We start from the raw sequence: 22,041 nt of genomic DNA on the forward strand, positions 1-22,041 counted from the left end.
CCCTTATGCACCACAAAGGAGGAAAGATGATGTCGTTAGTGTTTATCGGACTTGGCGTTTTATTATTGCTTTTACTCATGGTTGTCTTTAAGTTAAACGCTTTCATATCTTTGATTATTGTTTCTTTAATTGTTGCTGTTTTAGAAGGAATGTCACCACTTGAAGCGATTGCTTCTGTCGAAAAAGGACTCGGCAGTACGCTCGGGCACCTCGCACTCGTTCTCGGTTTTGGTGCGATGCTTGGTAAATTGATGGCTGATTCTGGCGGAGCTCAGCGTATTGCGATGACACTCATTGACCGATTCGGTATTGGAAGAATTCAATGGGCAACGATGCTGACTGGATTTGTAATCGGAATTGCTCTATTTTATGAAACCGGATTCATTATCTTAATTCCACTAGTCTTTACGATCGCACAAGCTGCAAGACTTCCTGTGCTTTATGTGGGTATGCCCCTCGTCGCTGCACTCATCACCACACATGGCTTCCTCCCTCCTCATCCAGGGCCGACTGCCATTGCAAATGTCTTTCAAGCAAACATGGGACAAACCTTATTAGTTGGGATTATTTTAGCGATTCCTGCTGTTTTAATAGGCGGACTTCTCTTTACAAAACTATTTAAACAAGATCAGTTACACGCACATATTCCAAAGAACTTGTTTAATCCAAAGGAATTTACAGAAGAAGAAATGCCAAGCTTCGGCATTAGCATTTTCACCGCTGTTTTGCCTGTACTGCTCATGACATTCAGAGCATTTTTAGAAATTTTCTTCCCGTCCTCTCCATTACTGCCAACCGCTGAGTTTTTAGGCGAACCGGCCATTGCACTGTTAATCTCCGTGCTTCTTGCTATCTACACGTTTGGACTTGGCAGAGGCAAGAGCATGCAGGATGTGATGAAATCGATCACAGATTCTATCGGTTCTATTGCAATGATTTTATTAATTATTGCAGGTGGCGGCGCCTTTAAACAGGTGCTCATTGATAGCGGTGTTGATCAATACATTGCAGGAGTCATGCAAGGAAGCACACTTTCTCCACTGCTTCTCACCTGGCTGATTGCCGCGGTCCTTCGTGTATCTTTAGGATCAGCCACTGTCGCCGGTCTCACAGCGGCTGGCATTTCTGCTCCTTTGATTGGATTGACAGGTGTGAGCCCAGAATTAATGGTGATCGCAACAGGTGCCGGCAGTATTACGTTCTCTCACGTGAATGATGCGGGTTTCTGGATTTATAAAGAATACTTCAACCTGTCTATGGCCCAAACCTTTAAAACGTGGACCTTGATGGTGACCGTTCTTTCACTTGTCGGACTAGCAGGTGTTCTCGTCGCTGATTTGTTCATGTAGAAAATTAACTGTAAAAACCATTGACTTTCTCTCGTAAAAGTTTAATAATTATGTTTATTAAGAAAATTGAATCAAAAGGTAACCTTATTAAGAGTGGTGGAGGGACTGGCCCTGTGAAACCCGGCAACCGCTGTTCCTTGGAACAGAATGGTGCTAATTCCTTAAGCAAGCAGATGCTTGTTTGAAGATAAGGCAGAGTTCTCTCAGTATATGATGCTCTTCCTTATCCAAGGAAGAGCTTTTTTATTTGATTTTTAACCTGTAGAAAGAAGGGATTCAGCATGACACAAGTACAAACCATTGGAAAGAAAACAACGAAACCGCCATTTCGCGCAGATCAAGTAGGCAGTTTACTTCGTTCAGAACGTATCAAGGAAGCACGCAAGCAAAAAGCAGACGGTACACTCACAGCAGAGCAGCTCCGACAAATTGAAAATGAAGAAATTACTCGTATTGTCGAGAAGCAAAAGGAGATTGGATTAGAGGTTGTCACAGATGGAGAGTTCAGACGTGCTTGGTGGCATTTTGACTTTCTTGAGGGATTAGATGGAGTCGAAGGATTTGAAGCGGATCAAGGTATTCAATTCCACAATACGACGACAAAAGCGCGGGGCATCAAGGTAACGGGCAAGATCGACTTTACCGATCATCCAATGCTGGAGGATTATCGATTCCTTCACAGCATCGCTGGTGATCATACAGCTAAAATGACGATTCCAAGTCCGAATATGCTCTTTTTCCGTGGAAAGCTTGAAGAAGGAGTATACGACAGCCTAGAGGCATTCCACCATGATGTGGCACAAGCGTATAAGAAAGCCATCCGTGCTTTTTATGATGCAGGCTGCCGTTATCTACAGCTGGATGATACAGCATGGGCCGTGTTCTTTTCTGAAAAAGGGCATGAACAAATCAAAGCCTTTGGCCGAGAAGAAGATGAACTGCGTGAGTCATTTGCGAAGACAATCAATGAAGCGGTTGCTGATCGTCCAGAGGATTTGGTGATCACTATGCACATTTGCCGTGGTAACTTTAAATCGACGTGGGCAGCTGAAGGCGGATATGAAGCAGCGGCAGAAACGATTTTTGCTGGCTTAGATCTGGATGGTCTCTTTTTAGAATTCGACGATGATCGTTCTGGCGGTTTTGAACCTCTTCGCTATGTGAAAAACCCAAATCTCCAAATCGTACTAGGGCTTGTCACTTCAAAATACGGTGAGCTTGAGCCGGCTGAACAGATTAAAAAACGAATCGCGGAAGCGGCTCAATACGTCGATATTAACCAGATTTGCTTGAGTCCGCAATGCGGGTTCGCCTCAACGGAGGAAGGCAATCTGTTAACAGAAGAGCAGCAATGGGAAAAGCTTCGTCATGTGATTGAGATTGCAGATCAAGTGTGGACTTCATAGTCCCCTTGACGAAAAAAAGACAAACCGCAGTATGAACGGTTTGTCTTTTTTCTTTTATGCATCTAAATGATCACCATTTGTCGCAATCACTTGTTTATACCAATCAAAGCTTTTCTTTTTCTTTCTATCTAATGTACCTTTTCCTTCGTTATCACGGTCGACATAAATGAAGCCGTAGCGTTTTTTCATTTCAGCTGTTGATGCGCTGACAAGGTCAATTGGGCCCCAGCTTGTATAACCCATCAAGTCTACTCCGTCTGCAATGGCTTCTCTCGCCTCTAGCAAATGGCTTCTGAGGTAATCAATTCGGTAATCGTCTTGAATGGAACCGTCTTCTTCTACTTGATCGACAGCTCCCAATCCATTTTCTACGATAAACAATGGTTTTTGGTAGCGGTCATATAGTTGGTTTAGTGTTGTACGAAGTCCTTTTGGATCAATTTGCCATCCCCAATCACTTGCTTCTAGATAAGGGTTTTTCACGCCTTCAAATAGGTTACCGCCAGTCACTTGTCCAAGAACCTCTGGATCTGTACTTGTCACAAAGCTCATGTAATAGCTGAAGCCAATATAGTCCACTGTATGGTTTCTTAGGATGTCTTCATCACCATCTTGGATCTCAATATGAATTCCATTTTCGCGGAAGTATCGTTTCATGTAACCTGGGTAGTAGCCTCTTGCCTGTACATCTGAGAAGAACAATGTTTTACGGTCCTGATCCATTGCAGCAAACATATCTTCTGGTCTTGAGCTGTACGGATAAGTTGTCATCGCTGCAATCATACAGCCGATTTTCGCATCAGGAATGATTTCGTGTCCTGCTTTGACAGCTAAAGCACTTGCAACAAATTGGTGATGCGCTGCTTGATATTGAATGCTCTTCTCGTCTTCGCCTTCTTCAAACACAAGGCCGCCCCCTGTGAAAGGTGCATGTAACACGACGTTGATTTCATTAAAGGTCATCCAATATTTCACTTTGTCTTTATAGCGAGTAAACAACGTTTTCGCATATGTTTCATAAAGATCGACAAGCTTACGGTTTCTCCAACCGCCGTAGTTTTTCACAAGTGCAAGCGGCATTTCATAATGAGAAATTGTGACAACTGGTTCAATTCCATGCTTATGCAGTTCATCAAATACTTTGTCATAAAAAGCAAGACCTGCTTCATTTGGTTCCGCATCGTCGCCATCTGGGAAAATACGCGGCCAAGAAATAGAGAGTCTGAAGCATTTGAATCCCATTTCTGCAAAGAGTGCAATATCTTCTTTATAGCGATGGTAAAAGTCAATCGCATCATGATATAAGTTTAAGTCTTTCATTGATTCATCGAATGGATGCATAATCCCGTGCGGTGATACATCAGCTGTCGATAAGCCTTTTCCATCTTTATTATAAGCACCTTCAATTTGGTTGCCCGCAACAGCGCCGCCCCATAAGAAACCTTTAGGAAATGTTTTTTCTAACTTGTTCATGTTGAATGCCCTCCTCATTTTCTTCTACACTGACTGTGAGCAGTGTCTCTTGTACTGAAATCGTGCCTTCTGTTTTCGCATCAACTTGTGCAAAATCGTTTGTGTTAGTCACAATAATTGGTGTGGTGACATCATAGCCTTCTTGCTGAATGCCCTCGATATCAAATTCAACGAGCACATCTCCTGCTTGAACAAGATCACCTGACTCTACATGACTTGTGAAATGTTTTCCGCCGAGCTTCACCGTATCAATTCCAACATGAATGAGAAGCTCAGTGCCATGGTCACTCTTTAAGCCAATGGCATGTTTCGTTTGAAAAATGGTTTCAACCTTGCCGTTAAATGGTGCTACTACACGTCCAACTGCTGGGACAATAGCTGTACCTTTACCCATGATTTCATTAGAGAATGTTGCATCATTTACTTGATTTAGCGGCTTTAGTTGACCTTCAAGCGGGCTTTGTACCACTTCATTTTGAAGTGTTACTGTGTCTTTCTTTTCTTCTGGTTTGTCTGCTTTTGTATCATCTTTCACTGGTACATCTTTGAATCCTAGAACAAGTGTCATGATCGTTGCTACGACAAAGGCAATTACTAAGCCGATGATAGAGTAGACAAATGTTGGGCCAATGAATGTCGGGAGACCCGGGAGACCTGCTGATCCAGATATCACATATGATTTTACTTTAAAGATCGACATGAACACGCCGCCGCCTGCTGCACCAATGAGGGCTGCAAGGAACGGTTTTTTCAATCGCATGTTCACACCATACATAGCAGGTTCAGTAATACCCATTAATGCAGTGATACTTGTAGACATCGCCAATGATTTAAATGTTTTGTTTTTTGATCTTAAGAAGACACCGAATGCTGCGCCTGCTTGTGCCATATTTGCTACAAACATCATTGGAAGAATGAAGTCAAAACCGTTTAACGTAATGTTGTTGATCATAATTGGGAGTAGTGCATAGTGCATGCCCGTAATGATCAATGGTGACATGAAGCCACCGATCAAGAGTCCAGCCAAAATACCTGCATGTTTGAACAATAAATCAATTCCACCTGAAAGGCCATTTCCGATAATCCCACCAAGCGGTCCTACTGCAATAAGCATAATTGGTACTACGACAAGAAGTGTGACCGTTGGAACAAGGATAATCTTCAATGATTTTGGGCTATATTTTTCCGCGAATCTTTCAACATATGAGCCGAGCCAGATGGTGAGTAGAATCGGAATGACCGATGAAGAGTACACAACGGCAACCACTGGTAGCCCTAGAAATTCTGTATTTCCTGCGCCTAGTAAAGCCGTTAACTGCGGGTGCAGTGCGGCGGCTGCAATGGCAGCGGCGATATACTGATTTGTGCCAATTTTTTTGGCTACGCTTACAGCAAGCAGAATCGGTAAGAAGTAAAAGGCTCCGTCGCCGATAGCTGTTAAAATTGCATATGTGCTGCTTTTATCCGATATCCACTGGAACGTAAGCATGAGTGCCAAGATCCCTTTGATCATACCGGCACCAGCAATGGCTGGAAGAATCGGTGTGAAGACACCAGAGATAAAATCGAAAAGCTTAGATATCACATTTTGTTTTGACGCTTCTTCTGTACCGCCTGATTTTACATCTGTTGACAGGCCTGAGTCAGCAATCATCGCTTGATAGACATTTGAAACATCATTGCCAATAATGACATGATATTGACCTCCGCTTTGATTCACACCCATGACCCCGTCTGTTGATTGCAGCTTCTCTTTATCCGCTTTGCCTTCATCGTATAAGTTGAAGCGAAGTCTTGTCATACAATGCGTGACTTGCTTTACATTCTTTTCACCGCCGACAAGCTCTAGAACTTCTTTTGCTGTTTGTTTGTGGTTCATTGTATTACCCTCCAATCGTTGATTAAATCATGATATAGAAAAAACCTAAACATCCATTAATGTCCGAAAAATAGCGATTCAGACATTAATCGATATTTAGGTTTTGCCTGCTTAACCAGTAACAATCCTTCATAGCGATTGATCGTTATTTAATTTTTATAAGTCTTTGGATACAAAAAAACCTAAATCACGCCTTATCAAAGATAGGGACAATGATTTAGGTTTTGCCTGCTTGACCAGTAACAATCCTAAAAGATTGTGGGTTATGTTGTTTATAGTTATAAAGTATCATGTTAATTTTATGATGTCAACGCTTTCTTTTTAAATTTATTTTCTTTTTATCACTCTGTCGATATGCAAAGTTAAATATAGCATCTCATCTTCTATGAGACTTCGGTTGTGTTCTTTTTGAACATAATCGTTAATTTTCTCAGCACATTGGAAAGCTGCAGTGTTTTTCTCTTTTACGACTTCATACAGGAATTCATTTTGATTTTCCATTTGTGTTTCGTTAAACAGACGCTGTCCAAAAAACTTCAAATGCGTGACAAAACGGAAATAGTTTAATGATTCCTCGTCTAAATCAATTTGAAAGTGATACTTAACGATATTTAAAATATCTTGAATGAGTTTGGTAATTTGAATTACGTTCGGCATTTCTTCATTGAGCTCTGCATTGACAATATGCATCGCAATAAAACCGGCTTCATCCTCAGGAAGATGAATATTAAGCTTGTCCTGAATAATCCGAATCGCTTCTACACCACACATAAACTCATCTTTGTACAACCGCTTAATTTCCCAGAGTAGGGCATTTTTGATGTCCATTCCTTTTTGATGACGTTCAATAGCAAAGGTGATATGATCTGTCAGTGTTACATAGATACTGTCATTCAAATTTTTATTAAGGGTTGTTCTCGCATGATCAATAATCGCCTCACACACTTGCATATACTCGATTGGAATATCATAAAGCAGGGTTTTGAATTTTTCTGATATATCTTTATTTTGAATGGAAAATACTTTTTCAATACGTTCTTCGTCAATCGGGTCTCCACTTTTCTTTTGAAAAGCGATCCCTCTGCCCATAATGACCAGCTCATGCTGCTCGTCATCATACGCACTGACCACATTATTATTGATTACTTTCGAAATGATCAATTGATACCCCCCAGTACATTCCGCTTTTTCGAGCATCTCATTGTTGATTGATATGTCATGTTATTATTATTTTCAAAAAAGAGGACTTTAAGATGATTTTACATTTTTTTTTGATACGGTCAACTAGAAAGAATGACATATTACCTCTCAAAAATGACGAAATAGGGGCAAAAAAGTCTAAAAACATACACAAAAACACTCTATAAAGAGTGTTTTTTACAAAATCAGGAGCAATCCCAATTATAGACGACATTCTCGAAACTTTTTCGTTTGAGGTCTTCTGGTTTGATAAAAAAGTTGGCGATTCCGCAATCTCCCCACAGCATATCCACTTCATCATCTGAGTCGATTTGTAATAACAGAACGGTATGTTCCTGATCTTCGTAGGTACGCGGGTCCTCTTGTGTAAAGCCTGGATATCCACCCAATTTGTGACCAAAGCCACTCTCTGTTTCATAAAATTCATCTAACAAAGCATCCGCTGCATCTCCATCAATACCTTCAACATCTTCGAATAGGTCCCAGCTCCGCTTACCTGTGATTTTCTCAAAGCGGAAATCTCCTACACTAATCGTTTCACTTGATCGTTCACCTGTAATGGCGCCTTCCTTCGTTACAGGAAAATAAAAATCATCAGGAATTTTCACAAAAGAAAAATCAGTCAACAACTCTTTTTCTGCTAAGAAAGGTTCCTCAATAAATTTGATCCGAAAATCTTTTTGCTCTGTTTTATGGTCAATATTCATCCCATAAAGATCATCATGCACAGAAATAAAAATTTGTAGAAGTCCTGTTTCTGGATAATCTTTCAGCTTCGGCAGCTGGCCAAAATTAATTTGTGCCAAAAGCTTCATAGGGTGTCCTTCACCATCAACTGGATATTCGTCGTTTTTAGGGAAGTAAGGATCACCTGCAATTTTGCTGTCGTATGGTCCTGTTTTTCCTTGTTTCATCTTTAGTTGAATCGTTGGCTGTTCCGTTTGGTCTAACATTTTCCGGTAAGGTGCTATGATTTCTTGCAGCTTCGCTGATTGTGTCACGATGGTCTTCCTCCTTATGTATGGGTCTACTGACCAGACTAGTATCTCTTTTTCTATCATACAGAAGTGTACCCTGCCTGTCAGCGATAAATCGGTCAATATCCTAACAACTTTCCCACCTTAAAACGAAAAAAACCTCCATTTTATTTGGAGGTTTCGGTCAATCTATTTTTTATTTCACTTGATAATTCACTAAGTCTTCTGCGAGTGATTTCATCGTTTCATTTGTTTCATGAAGGCCTTCAATAATTTTTGTGAACGTGCCTACAAGCTCTGCTTGATGCTCAGAAGAAGCGACAATTTGTGCTATTTCTTCTTCCATTCCTTTAATCGATCCCTGCACATCTTTTAACGCTGTTTCAATATCAGTCGTCGCTTGTTTCGCATGAGTTGACAGCTTTCTCACTTCCGTTGCGACCACTCCAAAGCCTGCTCCTGCTTCACCTACTCTTGCAGCCTCAATTGATGCGTTGAGTCCAAGTAAGTTCGTTTGATCAGAGATACCTTTGATAAGATTGGACACTTGATTGATTTTAGAGGAATTTTCTACAGTGGTTTTCGTGTTTTGCAGAATTTGTTCACTTGTCGCTTGTAGTTCCTCTGAATGTGCAGCAACTTGCTGTACCATTGCGACTAGTTTTTCGGAAGCTTGGTTGCTCTCCGTCATGATATCATCTAATCGTTGTTGATTGGTTTGATCATAGGCCACGCAGAAAGCAGCGACTACTTGACCCGTTTCATCTTTAACTGGAACAGCTACAATATCCATTGGAATCCCGTATACTTCTTTCGGAATTTGAATAAACGATGGCTCTCTCCCATTTTTCAACATAGAAAAGTTTTCGAATCCTGGAGCTACGATATCTCCAGCTTTAAACCCTAGGTCAATGTTTCCGTGTTGCTGATAATAAAGAACCTTCTCTTTCCCTAAAACAGAAAAGGTTAGTTGCTCTCTCATAGCTAGTCCAATGATTGGTAAAGCGTCTATTATGTTATCAATTTTCTGTGACATTCGCTCACGTTCATCCTCTCTTTTTCTCAGTACATCCTCTTTATCGGTTCGTTATAAGATCTATTACAGCCTGTAATGTGTACTAATATCAATCAAATGACCTAAGACATATAAAAAGCCCACATTCTATCAAGAGAATGTGGGGGATTTTTAAAAAAAGGTCATGCATATCAAGACACTGATAACGATGAGCAAAAGATACATATAGTCGATCCATGAAGTGCTGATGACATGATAATACGTCCGCTCCCTCTCACCCGTGAAGCCTCTTGCTTCCATCGCAATGGCCAAACGTTCTGATTTTCTTACGCCTTGTGTAAAAAGTGGAAGTGCATAACGCATAAAGGCTTTCCAGCTGTTTTTTTGCTTATAGCCTCTGATTTTATGTGCCGCCTTCATTTGCTTTAATTCACTTTGAAATAACGGAATAAACCGGAAGCCAGCAAGCATTCCATACGCCCATTTTGGCGACATTTTGCACTGATGAATGAGGCTCATCATAAATGCTGTCAAATCTGTTGTGGACGTAAACAAAAGACCGAATGTCACAAAGCCAAGCATTCTGAGAGCGATGGTGAGTCCATTTCTTAAACTCTCCTCTGTCATATGAAACCATGCCCATTTCCAAACAGTATGATCCCCCTTGCCAAAGGCCGCCATCATCCAAAACACGAGAATAAAAAAGAGCAGATAAGGGACAAGCCTTGTGAAAAGATACTTCAAATTCCATCCGCCTAAGACAAGTCCAACACAAAGTGCAAACAGCCAGATGATGAAGGTTGTTTTAGGATCAGATATCGCCATGAGACAACACATGGCAAGCAGATGAGCGAGTAATTTGATGACTGGATTCACAGTGGAAAGAAAGGAGTGATTACTTTGCAATCGTCAGCACATCCTTTCTTTCAGCCACATAGCGATAATGCAGCGGGGCTCTCAGCTGATAAGCATCGACAAGTTCCTGATTTGAAAACAAATCATAAGGCGTGCCATCATACACATGCTTTCCTTGATGAAAAAGAAGCACTTGATCGGCACACTCATCGACAAGGTCCATATCATGTGTGACCATTAAAATTGTGGTACCTTGGCGTTGACGCTCTTTCAAGCGCCTGATTAATTCCTTCGCTGTTCTTTCATCCTGTCCGAAAGTTGGCTCGTCTAACAATAGGACATCCTGATCAAAAAGGAGCATTGTGGCCACACTCAACCTTCTTTTTTGGCCTAAGCTTAAAGTGAAAGGATGAGCTTTTGCATGTTTTTCTAAACCGAACTCTTTCAATAGCTGAATTGTTTTTTCTTGCACAACGGATTCTGGCCAATTACGCTGCCTTCCACCAAATGCAATTTCATCGAACACTGTATCTTGTATGAATTGAAGCTCCGGATTTTGAAACACAAAGCCTGCTTTTTCATATAGTTCTCGGTCAGACCACTGTTTTAGAAGCGTCTCTTTTAAAAAAATACGGCCTTTTTTCGCAGGCTCTAAACGAACCAAATGTTTAAGACATGTACTTTTCCCGCTTCCATTTTCCCCAATGATCGCCACCCAATCCCCTGCTTTGATATCAAGCTGAAGATCATTCATAATCCTTTTTTTCCCGTAGCTTAATTGAAGATCTTCTGAGCGAATGATGGTCTCACGCTCAGTCGACGGCACTTGTTTATGCTGCTCTTTTCTCGTTTCAAAGGTTTGCTTAAGCGTGTGACTCATCGGATGAAATGGATCTTGAAGGATCGTAGACCATTTCTCGGGAAATAATTTCGGCCGCCAAATTCCTGCCTCTTTCGTTTCTTTTTCATATGTCACGAGCACATCTTTTGGAGAACCATCTGCTAAAATGCTGCCTTGATCGTCTAATAAAATCACCCGGTCCATCCATTCGATGACACCATCTAACACATGCTCTACAAAAATCATCGTTTGCCGCTCATCAGCTGCAAGCAGCTGTAGAAGTTGAAATATCTCCATTCTGCCTGCTGGATCAAGCTGTGCGGTCGGTTCATCAAAGAACAGCACATCTGGCTCTAATGCTAGTAAACAAGCAAGCGCCAATCGCTGTTTCATGCCGCCAGATAATGTGTGAATGTCTGTATTCGGATCGACATCGAGTTGAACTTTTTGCATGAGCTGTTGAATGATGCCATCCATCTCGTCACGAGGGACGGAGCGGTTCTCTAAGCTAAAGGCAATTTCTTCATTGACGCGATGCATACAAAACTGGGAATCAGGGTCCTGAAACATGACGCCTGTATGTCTTTGCAATATCACTTCACCCTGCATGTCAGCTTCTAAATGTTCTGGAATGATGCCAGCCAGAACGGAGATGAGCGTGGATTTACCGCTGCCGCTTGGTCCTAAAATAAGCACCTTTTCTCCTTTTTGAATGGAAAGAGAGATTTGATGCAAAACGGGCTGAGGCTGTTCATAAAAACGGACAGTGAGATTATTGCACGCGAGAAATGAATCCATGCTGTTCACCTTTGTTTCGTTTTTCTTTCATGATGGCATATTGATTTAGTACACCGGTTTTAGATAATGCGTCCACCACTACTTTCGATAAACATCCGCCCAGTATCATTCCGCTAATGATTTGAGTCATCAGTGTGATGAGTAAAACTTGAGGCGTGTAATAACCAAAGCCATTTGCGACGAGGCTGTAAGCCATTGCTCCAACAGCTGCAAAGGCACCTGACAGCATCAGTGTCCACATGCGATATTGTTTATAACCAAAAAGAGCAAAGGCGATTTCTGCCCCAAGTCCTTGGCATACACCAATCAGCAGGGCTGAAAGACCGAAGTGGCTGCCTGTCAATAATTCCACAGCGGCAGCGGCTGTTTCTGCAATCAGGGCAGCTCCCGGCTTTTGGATGATATACGCGACGATTGGACTGGCAATTACCCAAATGCCAAACATGATGTTGCCTCCTGCTGGGCCAACAAGTGCTGTAATGGGTAAGTAAAGTGTGGACCACCCTAAATAGATGACACCACATGCAACGGATAAAATAACAGCAAGGACAACTTCTTTCATCTTCCATGTCATGATGAATGCACCTCCAATGGAACTGGCCAATCTTCCACCGTAAACGCCATGTCCCAAAACTTGTACTCAAGCTGACAGCTTAAGATAAAGTGCTGTTTCATTTTTTCCTTTTCTTTCTCACTTGCTGCTTCCGCCAGCTGATCGAGCCGCTTGCAAAGCTCTACTGTAATAGAGTCGGTTAACCCTCCATAAAATGTGATCCATTCATAAAACGGATGTGATGGGTCAGGCTGCACATCTGCGAGCATTCGTTTTCCAATTTCCCAATATGTCCAAGGGCATGGAAGCAGGACAGCGATGATTTCCCCAAGCGTGCCTTCCTTGGCGACTTGCAGCATATGATGAATATAGTGATGAGCACTCGGAGCAAGCGGGGCACCTTGGAGCTCATCATAAGATACACCTGCCACTCGGCAAAGATTTTGATGAGGGTGTGTCTCGCTATCTAGTACAAACGCAATCTGCTGATGGAAGAAGGCAATATCTTCTTTGTCTGCACATCTGCTAAGAGCCGCTGCATAAATTTTAATAAAAGCATGTAAGTATTCTGCATCTTGTTTGACGTAATGAATGATTTGTTCCTTTTCCAGCTTTCCTGCTGCCAGCCCTCTGACAAACGGATGCTGATAAATGGCTTCAAATAATGGTTCTGTTTCTTCTCTTAATTGCGCTGAAAACGTCATAAAAAAAGCCTCCTCTTCTTCAGTTGAATAAATGAAAAAGCCACCCCGAATGGAGCGGCCTTCTTATCAATTCAATCATGAATAAGACGAGGTCCAGCTCCACTTCCCTCCGCTAGTACAAACTAGATCAGGTTCAAAGGGTCCAAGATTTCCTCTTGTCTCAGTCATACATGACTCCCCTAGTGGACTTTTGTCATTTAATTATCTTTACTCTACACATGTGGAGATTTGCTGTCAACCGCCTTTCTTAATTCAACGTTCTGATCGTAGGCAGCTTTTCGATCCCTGCAGCATAGTAAAAATTAAGGACACTGAAGAAATCAATTGGTTTTCCCGTTTTCAAATCAACAGCTAAAATATGATCGCCGTAATTTGTCATATCATCAATATCTAAACGCCTTGGCGTTGTCTTCCCAAGTGTATCAACAAAGCTACTATGGTAGTATTGCCCGCTAGCAAACGATGATTCATGATACATAAATAACGTCTCCACATCTAAGTAGACGAGAATAGCCTCAGATGAACTCGCATAAGGAGCAGAGTACGATACTGGTGCAGAAATACTTTTCACTTTCACACTTTCAACAGAATGGGTTCTCTGATCATATTTTCCGTCATACGAGAAATAAAATACACGCTCCCATTTATAATCGGCGGTCTTAGATTGTTTGTTATACACTTTAGTCCCATTAGCGAAAACATCCCCATTCGCATACTCAGCTACAAAGTATTGCAAGGTTGAGGAGAGGGAAACAGCCCCAGTGAAATTGGGTGGGTTTTTTGCATTCACTTGTAACGTGTAAGAGTCTCCGAAATCTCCACCGCTTGTGATACCGAATGCGTAGTCACCTGCTGGTAAATTGGTCAAACCAAGGAGACTGCCTGCCGGCTGAATCAAGTCCGTCGGATAAGCTTGTCCAGTTTCATAATCAACAACAAATAATTGTACGAAATAATCGGGATTTGAAGAGGTAATTCGGCTGATGAGTGCCTGAGGTGAAGTCGTACTTAACAACCATAAATCGACTGGGTCATTTTCTGATAAGACAACCGATTGGTTGATGGCTAGTCCATCAATGGAGCGAACAGAAGATGTACGCATCTGACCATCTTTAGCGGCTTTTCGTTTGATACTGATTCCATTTTTCTTATCTACTTTAAAAGATTTTTTTAGCTGCTTCTTTTGGATAGCGGTTCCTTCATCCTGTTTCAAAAACGAGTCTTGCACTTGCTGAATGGCTTTTTCCGTCAGTGGTGACAATTTCCCATCTGATTTCGGTGCTTCTTCTGCTTTTAATGCTGGTGAAAATAAACCTGTTGTGACGAGTAGAATGGATAATAAAGCTGCAGTGATTTTCCCAAAAATTGCTCTCACAGGAACATCCCCTTTTTCCTTAATTGGGTTTTATACCCTGTGAATATTTTACCATTGTTTTATTCTATTTTTGGACTTTTTTAGGAAATTTTTATGACAAAAAAACCAGCCGTTTTTGCTACGACTGGTTTTTTGATCACTTTATGAAATGGTTTTAACAAACAGGCGTGCTGTTTCTGCACTAGACCCTGGGTTTTGTCCAGTAATGATTTGTCCGTCAACTACAGCGTATGGCGCAAAGGCATCTCCTTTTTCAAACGCTGCCCCTTGCTCACGAAGTTTTGTTTCCAGTAAAAATGGAACTTTTGATGTCAGCTGAACAGCTTCCTCTTCTTCGTTTGTGAAGCCTGTCACTTTTTTACCTTCGATAAATGATTTTCCATCTTGATCCTTCACATCAATGAATGCTGAAACGCCGTGACAAACAGCTCCGACTGCACCATTTTTGTTTGAAATAGCTAAGATTGCATCAGCTACCAGTTGATTAGACGCAAAATCGATCATTGGGCCGTGTCCTCCCGCAAAGAAGATGCCATCATAATCAGCTGGGTTCACATCTGTAAGCGCCTTTGTGTCTTGAAGTAATTCATATACATCTTCATATTGTGCTGGAACACCTTCTGGAATTGAATTTTTATCAATCGGGACAGTTCCACCTTGAATAGAGACTATTTGAACATCTAGTTCATTTTCTTTAAAAATATGAAACGGCTCTGCCAATTCTTCTAGCCATAAGCCTGTTGGATGTCCGTTCATTTCTGAACTGCTTGTCGATACTAATAACACTTTCTTACTCACCTTGATCATCCTTTCGATTTATCATGTGGCTATTTTACATTTTGCACAATTAAATATCAAGCAATTGAACTTCGATGTAACTCTTTATGGTATACCCGATTTCCTAAAAATTATGGCATGACATCAAATCTAATCAATATGTCACATTCTATTGGCAGGGAATTTCATGTAAAATTGTCATTTAGTGATATCATATGAAGTAAGATGGATAGACCTCACGGATGTAAGGGGACTTTTAAAGGAGTGGAAAAGAGATGAAAACCTATTCGATTGTGATGATCATCATCACGCTCTGTATCATATTGGCTGTCTTTTTGATGAACTTAACAGGGGTCATGTATGGAAAAATTATTTTGGCTGTTGCTGTTGCACTATGTCTGACATCCATTATTCGTCTGATGGGTCTTCGAAAAAGATAAAAACCGCCCTTCACTAGAGCGGTTTTATTTATGGTTAAATTGCTAGGATAAGCGCAATTAACGCAAGAAGCGCTGGTACTCCTTGCTTGAGAATAATTGATTTATTAGAGGTCACACCGCCAAATACCGCAGCGATGATCACACAAAGAATGAAAAATAGCTGAATCATATATCCAACAGTATTCGATCCGAGAATGAGCCCCCAAATCAGTCCTGCAGCTAAAAACCCGTTATAAAGCCCCTGATTGGCAAACATCACTTTTACATTTGGATCCTTTTGCAAGTGTTCTGGCAGCTTAAAGGATCTCTTTGCCATCTTTGATTCCATAAAAAACATTTCTAATAACATAATGACAAGGTGTTCTAATGCGACAATTCCTACTAGTATTATTGCTAAAATATTCAATTTAGTTAATTCCTTTCTGATAGACGATCACGAATCTCTATTTTATCCGTGTATAAATCAAAGTCTTGTATTAATTCAAGCGCTTCAGTAAAGCGGCTTTGTGGAATGTCTTTCATTTTCCTCACACCAAACTCCTTTTTAATAAAAGCCATGATGGTATTGATATGAAGCTTACCGTGACCATCATACTCCAAATGGCTGCAAAAAGTCTGCATCGTCCCTCTTATCACCTTTAATTGCTTAGCAGTGACACAACTCATTGGTAACGCTCATCCTTTCCTTTGTTTTAACAGCTAAAAAGAACCATGTATGAAAGAAAAACCTTCCAGTCTCTATTATATAATGATTTCATTCGGATATCAAAATAAAAAAGAACAGACATTCGACCAAAAAGCCGCCTTTTTCATCAAAAACAGTTTATTATCATATCAAAAAGCCGGATTCAATGGTAGAATCCGGCTTTCTATTTAGTTACTTTTAGAAATTAATACCTTTCCAACAGAACGATCCTTACTTTGTCCAACAACTTTAAAGGATAGACCGTATGTTGGGACGTCACGCCCTGCATCTGGATTATTTGGATTCACATAATTCTTTTTATCACTAAATGTACGAGTCGAGCGAATATAGCGATCTACCAATGTTAAGCCAGTTGTCGCTGTATAATCAATATTGAGCTTCGTACTTGGATTCAAAGAAAATGCGGCATCATGTACTTGGAAACCTGTAGCAGCAATGGAGCCGTCACTCCACTTCAATACTTGCTGATCTGCATCTACTACCCCAAGGAAACCGTTCCCTGGGTGTTTTCCTACCCAGTTATCACTGTAGGATTGATCGACATACCACACGACCAAACCGTTATTATAGCTCATGAGGCTTGCCCCTCGTTTGATATGCTTTAACCCTTTATCGACATCAGCATATGAGCGCCACTCTAGTAAATAATATTGTGCTGCATATTGTTTTCCATTCGATTTCGAGAATCCGTTAAAGGTGAAAGTAGACGTGCCCTCTGCATCATCTGACCACACTTTCGTTCCATCTGCAGTGATGTTTAAATCATCTACAAATAACCCTGGCAATGAATAGCCTGCATCGGTTGTGTAGCGGAATTGCAGGTCAATTTTCTTCCCTGCATAAGCAGAAAGATCAAAGGCTGCATCTACCCATCCGTCTGATTTTCCATCAATGCCATTGCCTTCGTTCGCTCCAGCTTCATTTCGATCGTTCGTGATGTTACCAGCAATGGTCTTCCACTGATCAGTTCCTGTTTCACGAACTTCTACATACGCATAGTCATAATCCTCTTCGATATCGTACCATGCTTTAAATGTCAGCTCTGCTTTGCTCCCTTTCGACAAATCGATACCTGTTGTCGTCATGGTCGCATTTAAATTGTCACCCGTTCCGCTAAAGTACGCATTTTGTCCTTGAGCAGGTTTTGTGACCACAATCTCTTTATCTGGTAAATCCACTCGAACCGCATCATGATTCGTTCCTTTTGTTGCTGCTTCATCAATCAGCACTGTTTTGCTTTTCTTTAATGTTTTACCATCAATGGTTTGTCCAGTAAGCCAGTTACCGCCATGCAAGTTTTGAAGCATTTCTTTCGCATATGGACTAAAGCCTGTTGGTTCCGTACCAGGGACTTTACCTGCCCAGCTTCCGCTTGACATGATCGACCAGTAGGAAACAGGTTCGCCCCCGCCTGTGTACTGTGTATCGTACTCATCAGGAAGACCAAGATCATGTCCGAATTCATGTGTGAATACGCCTGCCGCGCCATCTTCAGGCTCAATGGTGTAATCTAACGCGCCTAATTTTCCGCCTTGTCCGACTTCAGATTCAGTGTTTGGAATTTCAAATACATCACCAAGTGACCAGCGGTGCGACCAAATCGCATCAGAGCCAAGTTGTCCGCCGCCAGCTTCTTCACCTACGCCAGCATGAACGACCATCAGATGGTCAATGATGCCGTCTGGTTCATTATAAACGCCGTCGCCATCCATATCATATCGATCCCATTGATCATAATCACCGAGATCAATGTTCGGGTCCTTTGCTGCTGCTTCGAGTGCTTCTTTCACCAATTCACGCGGTCTGCCGTCACTGCCTGATTCATCAGGCACATTCCCGCCATAATAGGCTGCTTCATGCTTCGCTGTATACCAGCCAGCAACCGTTCCACTGATCGTGTAACTGCCGCCAGACTGCTTTTCATAATATTGCTTCATAGAAACTTTTCTTTTACCATCTGGACCTATGTAGCCATTTTTTCCGAAAAGCATGTCTTGATAGTGCTGTTGATCGTACTTGTCATAGTACATATCAGTCTCTTCTTTTTTAATACTATTATGCTTATAATCTTTAAAATCTACTAATAACACCAATACCTTATCATTGCGAACTTCGCCTTTATACTTTTCCTTTTTGACCGGTTTTACATGATTGCTTTCTTTTCCTTTATGCTTCTTTAACTTTTTCTTTTTAGCTAATTTGTTATGTACCTTTTGTTTGTATTCTTTCAGAAATTCAGGCTCTTCTGTTAAAGTGCTTGCACTTTGTTTCATAGCAGATTCTTCTTTTTTCTTAAGATAGTTCTTTAGTGCTTTTTGGGTTTCCGCTTCATTGGCATTCTTTTTGATCTTTCCTTGTTTTTTCAAGGCTTTGATGAGACGGTCTTCATTCACGACACTTGCGTCAAATGGAATACCTGAATAATGACCGCCATCTGAGGATGTTGATTTCTCTGTGGTGTGGGCAGATAGAGGGGTGCTGAAAGCTGCCAATGTGCCTAAACTGAGGACAGCCGTTAGTGCAATACTCGTCCATTTCCCTTTTTTCATATTGGTTCCTCCCTAATTTGGTAATAAATAATATCTAATTCTAGCATATTCCAATATACTTAAGTCGAAAAACATTTTATTTTCAGAAACTTTGTGGAAAATGCACAATACGGGAATGAAATGGGTGGAACAAGCTGTCGAAAATAAAAGAACCCTAGGCGATAACCGCCTAGGGTGTTTGTTGTTTTACTATGAAAGTTGCTGGCCTTGAAAGGCAACAACGTCAAGTGGAGCGGCTAAGAATTCTTTTGCTTTCGCGACGAAAGCTTGAAAATGAGCGCTCGCATTATGACTCTGAACCGCAGCGTCATCTTTCCACACTTCTACCATTAAGAAGGTATTTTCCTTATCTGTATCCTTGAACAGCTTGTAGGATACATTGCCTTCTTCCGCTTGTGAAGCTTTCATTAATGCATTGATTTCTTCTAGAAATACATTTTCTTTTTCTGGATGAATGGTCATCCCTGCATGAATAATAATCATCTAATCGTCTCCTTTTTAAAAAATATTATTTCCACTCTGTAATGCGTTCAATCGGTAAGCGGTAAGATGCATAACCTTCGTCAGCAGCTTTCCCAATTGATAACAGCATCACTGGTACATAACGTTCTTTATCCCAGCCAAATGTTTCAGCGATGACTTCTTTATCAAATCCGCCAATCGGGTTTGTATCATAGCCATGAGCACGAGCAGCAAGCATCAGCTGCATAGACACAAGTCCACCGTCAATTAAGATCGTTTCACGATTCACTTGCTCTGGAAGAGCTTCAAAATGTGCAGTTAATGCAGCAATTTGTCTTTCTTTTACTTCTTGCGGCATGTAGCCATTTTCTACTGCTTTTGAATAAATTTCTTCTAAGTATTCATTGTTTTTCATATCTGCAAACACTGCGATGACAGCTGATGATGTTGCCACTTGTGTTTGGTTGAATTTTGCAAGTGGTGCAAGCTTTTCTTTTCCTTCTGGGCTGTCAATGACCATGAAGCGCCAAGGCTGTGCATTCACTGACGATGGTGCAGTTGTTGCTTCTTCTAGAATCTCTGCCATTTCTTCTTTGCTGATTTTCACAGCTGGGTCATAGTTACGAATGGAGCGGCGTCCTTTCATAATTTCCATAAAATCGTTTGTTTTTAATGTTGTAGCCATGTTGAAACACTCCTTTAGGTTGTTTGAATCTTTTCGATGTTTTGTTGTATTCGGATGAGCACATCAGTGAGAAGCTTTCGTTCTTCGTCACTTACGTTTTCAAGCATTTCTGAGATAAATCGTTCTTTTTCTTTTTTAGAAGCTTCAATTCTCGTTCTGCCTTCTTCTGTCAGACGAACAAGCGTGACTCGATTATCTTCTGGCTTTCTTCTGCGCGTGACCATTCCTTTTGTTTCTAACTGTTTTAAGTGACGCGTCACAGCCGCACTATCAATATTTACTTTTTTCTGCAAATCTGACTGGCTGATTTCGTCTGCTTGAAATAACAGTGAGAGCAACTCTAGTCTTGATTGGCTGATGCCCGTGCATGCTTCGAACTTCACGCCCATCATACGGTTCACACACTGCAAACGGTATAATACCTCTGCTTCTTCAGAGCAAAATGCAGTCAATGCCATCCCCTCTTTTCTATTCAGATCAATTAGTTGATATATCAATCATTGACTCGTCAACTAATATACACCCATTATTTCATGATTGCAAGAGGTTTGTTTCATAAAGTGAAATTTTTTATCTCAATAGAAAAAGACGAGCTGAACGCCCGCCTTTTTAAACACCATACAGGTGGGAATCCCCACCTAAATCTTACATAAAAAAGGACAAAAGCGACGAAGCACTTTTGTCCTTTTTTCTTTATTCTGTGATCACCGTGTGAATGAGAGTTGGTGCATCAGCATGATCTGCGATGCGGATGTTGTCATAAATTTTCTCCATGACATTCGCAACATCTTCACGATTTGCATGAAGTGTCACGAGTGAATCTCCTTTTTCAACACGATCGCCGACTTTTTTGTTCAGCATGATACCAACAGATAGGTCGATATCGTCCTCTTTTGTTGCACGCCCTGCTCCAAGAATCATCGCTGCAACACCGATTTCGTCTGCGACGATTTCAGCAACGACACCTGCTTCTTTTGCAGGCACTTCGATTTGGTAAGGGGCTTGCGGCAGTTTTTCTGGTTGATCTACAATCGAGCCGTCTCCACCTTGGTTTTCTAAGAATTCCTTGAATTTCTCAAGTGCTTTACCGTTTTTCATGACTTCAATTAGCTTTTCTCTTGCTTCATCAAGCGTTTCTGCTTTTTTCGCAAGAACGACCATTTGACTTCCTAAAGTGAGCACAAGCTCGTTTAAGTCTTCAGGGCCTTCGCCTTTAAGTGTGTCAATCGCTTCTTTCACTTCAAGGGAATTTCCAATCGCTAATCCTAACGGCTGAGACATATCAGAGATGACAGCCATCGTTTGTCTGCCAACGTTGTTTCCGATGCGGACCATGGCTTTTGCAAGCTTCTCAGAGTCTTCAGGTGTTTTCATGAAGGCACCTGCACCTGTTTTCACATCTAATACGATCGCATCTGCGCCAGCAGCAATTTTCTTACTCATAATCGAGCTTGCAATGAGCGGGATCGAGTTAACGGTTCCTGTTACATCACGAAGGGCATAAAGCTTTTTATCTGCTGGTGTCAGGTTGCCTGATTGACCAATGACCGCTACTTTATGACGGTTCACGAGCTCGATAAATTCATCTTTTGTAATTTCTACGTGGAAGCCTTTTACCGCTTCAAGCTTATCCACTGTACCGCCTGTATGTCCAAGACCGCGGCCAGACATTTTCGCAACAGGTACATCAAGTGCAGCCACAAGAGGAGCAAGTACAAGCGTTGTTGTATCACCTACACCGCCTGTTGAGTGCTTGTCTACTTTAATGCCCTCAATGGCAGACAGGTCAATCGTGTCCCCTGAGTTCGCCATAGCGAGCGTTAAGTCAGCACGTTCTTGATCCGTCATATCTTGGAAGAAAATCGCCATCGCCAAGGCACTTGCTTGGTAGTCAGGAATTGTTCCGTCCGTATATCCTTTGACAAAGAAAGAAATTTCCTCTGAAGATAATTCTTTTCCGTCACGTTTTTTCGCAATGATATCTACCATTCTCATTG

21 protein-coding genes and 2 riboswitches are annotated in these 22,041 nt (G+C 41.3%); of the genes, 3 read left to right on the forward strand and 18 right to left on the reverse strand.

Translation table 11 applies throughout. The features are described 5' to 3' along the window. Positions 1–29 precede the first annotated feature (29 nt). Positions 30–1,349 (forward strand): gluconate:H+ symporter, encoded by a 1,320-nt coding sequence (locus ACQYAC_RS12190; protein WP_410581504.1) that lies wholly within the window; start codon positions 30–32, stop codon positions 1,347–1,349. A gap of 81 nt (positions 1,350–1,430) precedes the next feature. Next, positions 1,431–1,543: riboswitch (SAM riboswitch) on the forward strand. An 87-nt stretch (positions 1,544–1,630) separates the two neighbouring features. Further along, positions 1,631–2,755 (forward strand): 5-methyltetrahydropteroyltriglutamate--homocysteine S-methyltransferase, encoded by a 1,125-nt coding sequence (locus ACQYAC_RS12195; RefSeq protein WP_058013320.1) that lies wholly within the window; start codon positions 1,631–1,633, stop codon positions 2,753–2,755. Positions 2,756–2,809: 54 nt separating this feature from the next. On the opposite strand, the gene ACQYAC_RS12200 is transcribed toward ACQYAC_RS12195, so the two are convergent. The 11 genes from ACQYAC_RS12200 to ACQYAC_RS12250 form a co-directional block, all read right to left on the reverse strand. After that, positions 2,810–4,228 (reverse strand): glycoside hydrolase family 1 protein, encoded by a 1,419-nt coding sequence (locus ACQYAC_RS12200; RefSeq protein ID WP_429943378.1) that lies wholly within the window; start codon positions 4,226–4,228, stop codon positions 2,810–2,812. Continuing rightward, positions 4,200–6,107, reverse strand: a complete 1,908-nt coding sequence (locus ACQYAC_RS12205; RefSeq protein ID WP_429943379.1) for a beta-glucoside-specific PTS transporter subunit IIABC — start codon at positions 6,105–6,107, stop codon at positions 4,200–4,202. Before ACQYAC_RS12205 ends, ACQYAC_RS12200 begins: the two co-directional genes overlap by 29 nt. A gap of 327 nt (positions 6,108–6,434) precedes the next feature. Continuing rightward, positions 6,435–7,268 (reverse strand): BglG family transcription antiterminator LicT, encoded by an 834-nt coding sequence (gene licT / locus ACQYAC_RS12210; RefSeq protein ID WP_058013317.1) that lies wholly within the window; start codon positions 7,266–7,268, stop codon positions 6,435–6,437. 224 nt (positions 7,269–7,492) lie between these two features. Further along, positions 7,493–8,308, reverse strand: coding sequence for a YwqG family protein (locus tag ACQYAC_RS12215; RefSeq protein WP_429943380.1), 816 nt, complete (start codon positions 8,306–8,308; stop codon positions 7,493–7,495). Positions 8,309–8,480: 172 nt separating this feature from the next. Beyond that, positions 8,481–9,320 carry a methyl-accepting chemotaxis protein gene (locus ACQYAC_RS12220; RefSeq protein ID WP_169056010.1) on the reverse strand — a complete coding sequence of 280 codons (840 nt, stop codon included), beginning with the start codon at positions 9,318–9,320 and terminating at the stop codon, positions 8,481–8,483. 150 nt (positions 9,321–9,470) lie between these two features. Continuing rightward, positions 9,471–10,205: an energy-coupling factor transporter transmembrane component T family protein gene (locus ACQYAC_RS12225; RefSeq protein ID WP_058013314.1), complete on the reverse strand. Its 735-nt coding sequence runs from the start codon at positions 10,203–10,205 to the stop codon at positions 9,471–9,473. Continuing rightward, on the reverse strand, positions 10,195–11,793 hold the full coding sequence (locus ACQYAC_RS12230) for an ABC transporter ATP-binding protein (protein WP_429943381.1): 1,599 nt from the start codon (positions 11,791–11,793) through the stop codon (positions 10,195–10,197). Before ACQYAC_RS12230 ends, ACQYAC_RS12225 begins: the two co-directional genes overlap by 11 nt. Beyond that, positions 11,768–12,367, reverse strand: a complete 600-nt coding sequence (locus ACQYAC_RS12235; RefSeq protein WP_429943382.1) for an ECF transporter S component — start codon at positions 12,365–12,367, stop codon at positions 11,768–11,770. The genes ACQYAC_RS12230 and ACQYAC_RS12235 overlap by 26 nt, the downstream gene beginning before the upstream one ends. Next, on the reverse strand, positions 12,364–13,050 hold the full coding sequence (gene tenA / locus ACQYAC_RS12240; RefSeq protein ID WP_429943383.1) for a thiaminase II: 687 nt from the start codon (positions 13,048–13,050) through the stop codon (positions 12,364–12,366). Before tenA ends, ACQYAC_RS12235 begins: the two co-directional genes overlap by 4 nt. An 87-nt stretch (positions 13,051–13,137) precedes the next feature. Continuing rightward, a riboswitch (TPP riboswitch) is annotated at positions 13,138–13,241 on the reverse strand. Positions 13,242–13,297: 56 nt separating this feature from the next. After that, positions 13,298–14,425 (reverse strand): hypothetical protein, encoded by a 1,128-nt coding sequence (locus ACQYAC_RS12245; RefSeq protein WP_058013310.1) that lies wholly within the window; start codon positions 14,423–14,425, stop codon positions 13,298–13,300. 141 nt (positions 14,426–14,566) lie between these two features. Continuing rightward, entirely contained in the window at positions 14,567–15,223 is a 657-nt protein-coding gene (locus tag ACQYAC_RS12250) for a type 1 glutamine amidotransferase domain-containing protein (protein WP_169056014.1), read from the reverse strand. Positions 15,224–15,477: 254 nt separating this feature from the next. On the opposite strand from ACQYAC_RS12250, the gene ACQYAC_RS12255 reads away from it, so the two are divergent. Beyond that, positions 15,478–15,642, forward strand: a complete 165-nt coding sequence (locus ACQYAC_RS12255; protein ID WP_003214630.1) for a hypothetical protein — start codon at positions 15,478–15,480, stop codon at positions 15,640–15,642. 34 nt (positions 15,643–15,676) lie between these two features. Here ACQYAC_RS12255 and ACQYAC_RS12260 read toward each other — a convergent pair whose 3' ends face one another. The 7 genes from ACQYAC_RS12260 to ACQYAC_RS12290 all read right to left on the reverse strand — a co-directional run bounded on the left by ACQYAC_RS12260 (position 15,677) and on the right by ACQYAC_RS12290 (position 22,039). Next, positions 15,677–16,048, reverse strand: coding sequence for a DUF1304 domain-containing protein (locus ACQYAC_RS12260; RefSeq protein WP_429943384.1), 372 nt, complete (start codon positions 16,046–16,048; stop codon positions 15,677–15,679). Between the two features lie 5 nt (positions 16,049–16,053). Beyond that, positions 16,054–16,308: an ORF6C domain-containing protein gene (locus ACQYAC_RS12265; protein ID WP_012011773.1), complete on the reverse strand. Its 255-nt coding sequence runs from the start codon at positions 16,306–16,308 to the stop codon at positions 16,054–16,056. A gap of 207 nt (positions 16,309–16,515) precedes the next feature. Continuing rightward, on the reverse strand, positions 16,516–18,897 hold the full coding sequence (locus ACQYAC_RS12270; RefSeq protein WP_429943385.1) for an immune inhibitor A domain-containing protein: 2,382 nt from the start codon (positions 18,895–18,897) through the stop codon (positions 16,516–16,518). A gap of 189 nt (positions 18,898–19,086) precedes the next feature. Further along, positions 19,087–19,380 (reverse strand): putative quinol monooxygenase, encoded by a 294-nt coding sequence (locus ACQYAC_RS12275; RefSeq protein ID WP_058013306.1) that lies wholly within the window; start codon positions 19,378–19,380, stop codon positions 19,087–19,089. Between the two features lie 25 nt (positions 19,381–19,405). Next, positions 19,406–20,044, reverse strand: a complete 639-nt coding sequence (locus ACQYAC_RS12280; RefSeq protein WP_323639783.1) for a nitroreductase family protein — start codon at positions 20,042–20,044, stop codon at positions 19,406–19,408. Positions 20,045–20,058: 14 nt separating this feature from the next. Then, positions 20,059–20,502, reverse strand: a complete 444-nt coding sequence (locus ACQYAC_RS12285; protein WP_008345718.1) for a MarR family transcriptional regulator — start codon at positions 20,500–20,502, stop codon at positions 20,059–20,061. 235 nt (positions 20,503–20,737) lie between these two features. Next, on the reverse strand, positions 20,738–22,039 hold the full coding sequence (locus ACQYAC_RS12290; RefSeq protein WP_012011779.1) for a pyrimidine-nucleoside phosphorylase: 1,302 nt from the start codon (positions 22,037–22,039) through the stop codon (positions 20,738–20,740). Positions 22,040–22,041 lie beyond the last annotated feature (2 nt).

Source organism: Bacillus sp. MM09(2025) (genome assembly GCF_050496725.1).
In the GTDB taxonomy this organism is placed as follows: Bacteria; Bacillota; Bacilli; order Bacillales; family Bacillaceae; genus Bacillus; species Bacillus pumilus.

Bases quoted from the DNA above. Each gene is read 5' to 3' on its own strand.
- ACQYAC_RS12290 (WP_012011779.1), bottom strand. From the start codon at position 22,039: ATGAGAATGGTAGATATCATTGCGAAAAAACGTGACGGAAAAGAATTA.
- ACQYAC_RS12285 (WP_008345718.1), bottom strand. From the start codon at position 20,502: ATGGCATTGACTGCATTTTGCTCTGAAGAAGCAGAGGTATTATACCGT.
- tenA (WP_429943383.1), bottom strand. From the start codon at position 13,050: ATGACGTTTTCAGCGCAATTAAGAGAAGAAACAGAACCATTATTTGAA.
- ACQYAC_RS12200 (WP_429943378.1), bottom strand. From the start codon at position 4,228: ATGAACAAGTTAGAAAAAACATTTCCTAAAGGTTTCTTATGGGGCGGC.
- ACQYAC_RS12255 (WP_003214630.1), top strand. From the start codon at position 15,478: ATGAAAACCTATTCGATTGTGATGATCATCATCACGCTCTGTATCATA.
- ACQYAC_RS12235 (WP_429943382.1), bottom strand. From the start codon at position 12,367: ATGACATGGAAGATGAAAGAAGTTGTCCTTGCTGTTATTTTATCCGTT.
- ACQYAC_RS12265 (WP_012011773.1), bottom strand. From the start codon at position 16,308: ATGAGTTGTGTCACTGCTAAGCAATTAAAGGTGATAAGAGGGACGATG.
- ACQYAC_RS12280 (WP_323639783.1), bottom strand. From the start codon at position 20,044: ATGGCTACAACATTAAAAACAAACGATTTTATGGAAATTATGAAAGGA.
- ACQYAC_RS12205 (WP_429943379.1), bottom strand. From the start codon at position 6,107: ATGAACCACAAACAAACAGCAAAAGAAGTTCTAGAGCTTGTCGGCGGT.
- ACQYAC_RS12220 (WP_169056010.1), bottom strand. From the start codon at position 9,320: ATGTCACAGAAAATTGATAACATAATAGACGCTTTACCAATCATTGGA.
- ACQYAC_RS12230 (WP_429943381.1), bottom strand. From the start codon at position 11,793: ATGGATTCATTTCTCGCGTGCAATAATCTCACTGTCCGTTTTTATGAA.
- ACQYAC_RS12195 (WP_058013320.1), top strand. From the start codon at position 1,631: ATGACACAAGTACAAACCATTGGAAAGAAAACAACGAAACCGCCATTT.
- ACQYAC_RS12275 (WP_058013306.1), bottom strand. From the start codon at position 19,380: ATGATTATTATTCATGCAGGGATGACCATTCATCCAGAAAAAGAAAAT.
- ACQYAC_RS12270 (WP_429943385.1), bottom strand. From the start codon at position 18,897: ATGAAAAAAGGGAAATGGACGAGTATTGCACTAACGGCTGTCCTCAGT.
- ACQYAC_RS12190 (WP_410581504.1), top strand. From the start codon at position 30: ATGTCGTTAGTGTTTATCGGACTTGGCGTTTTATTATTGCTTTTACTC.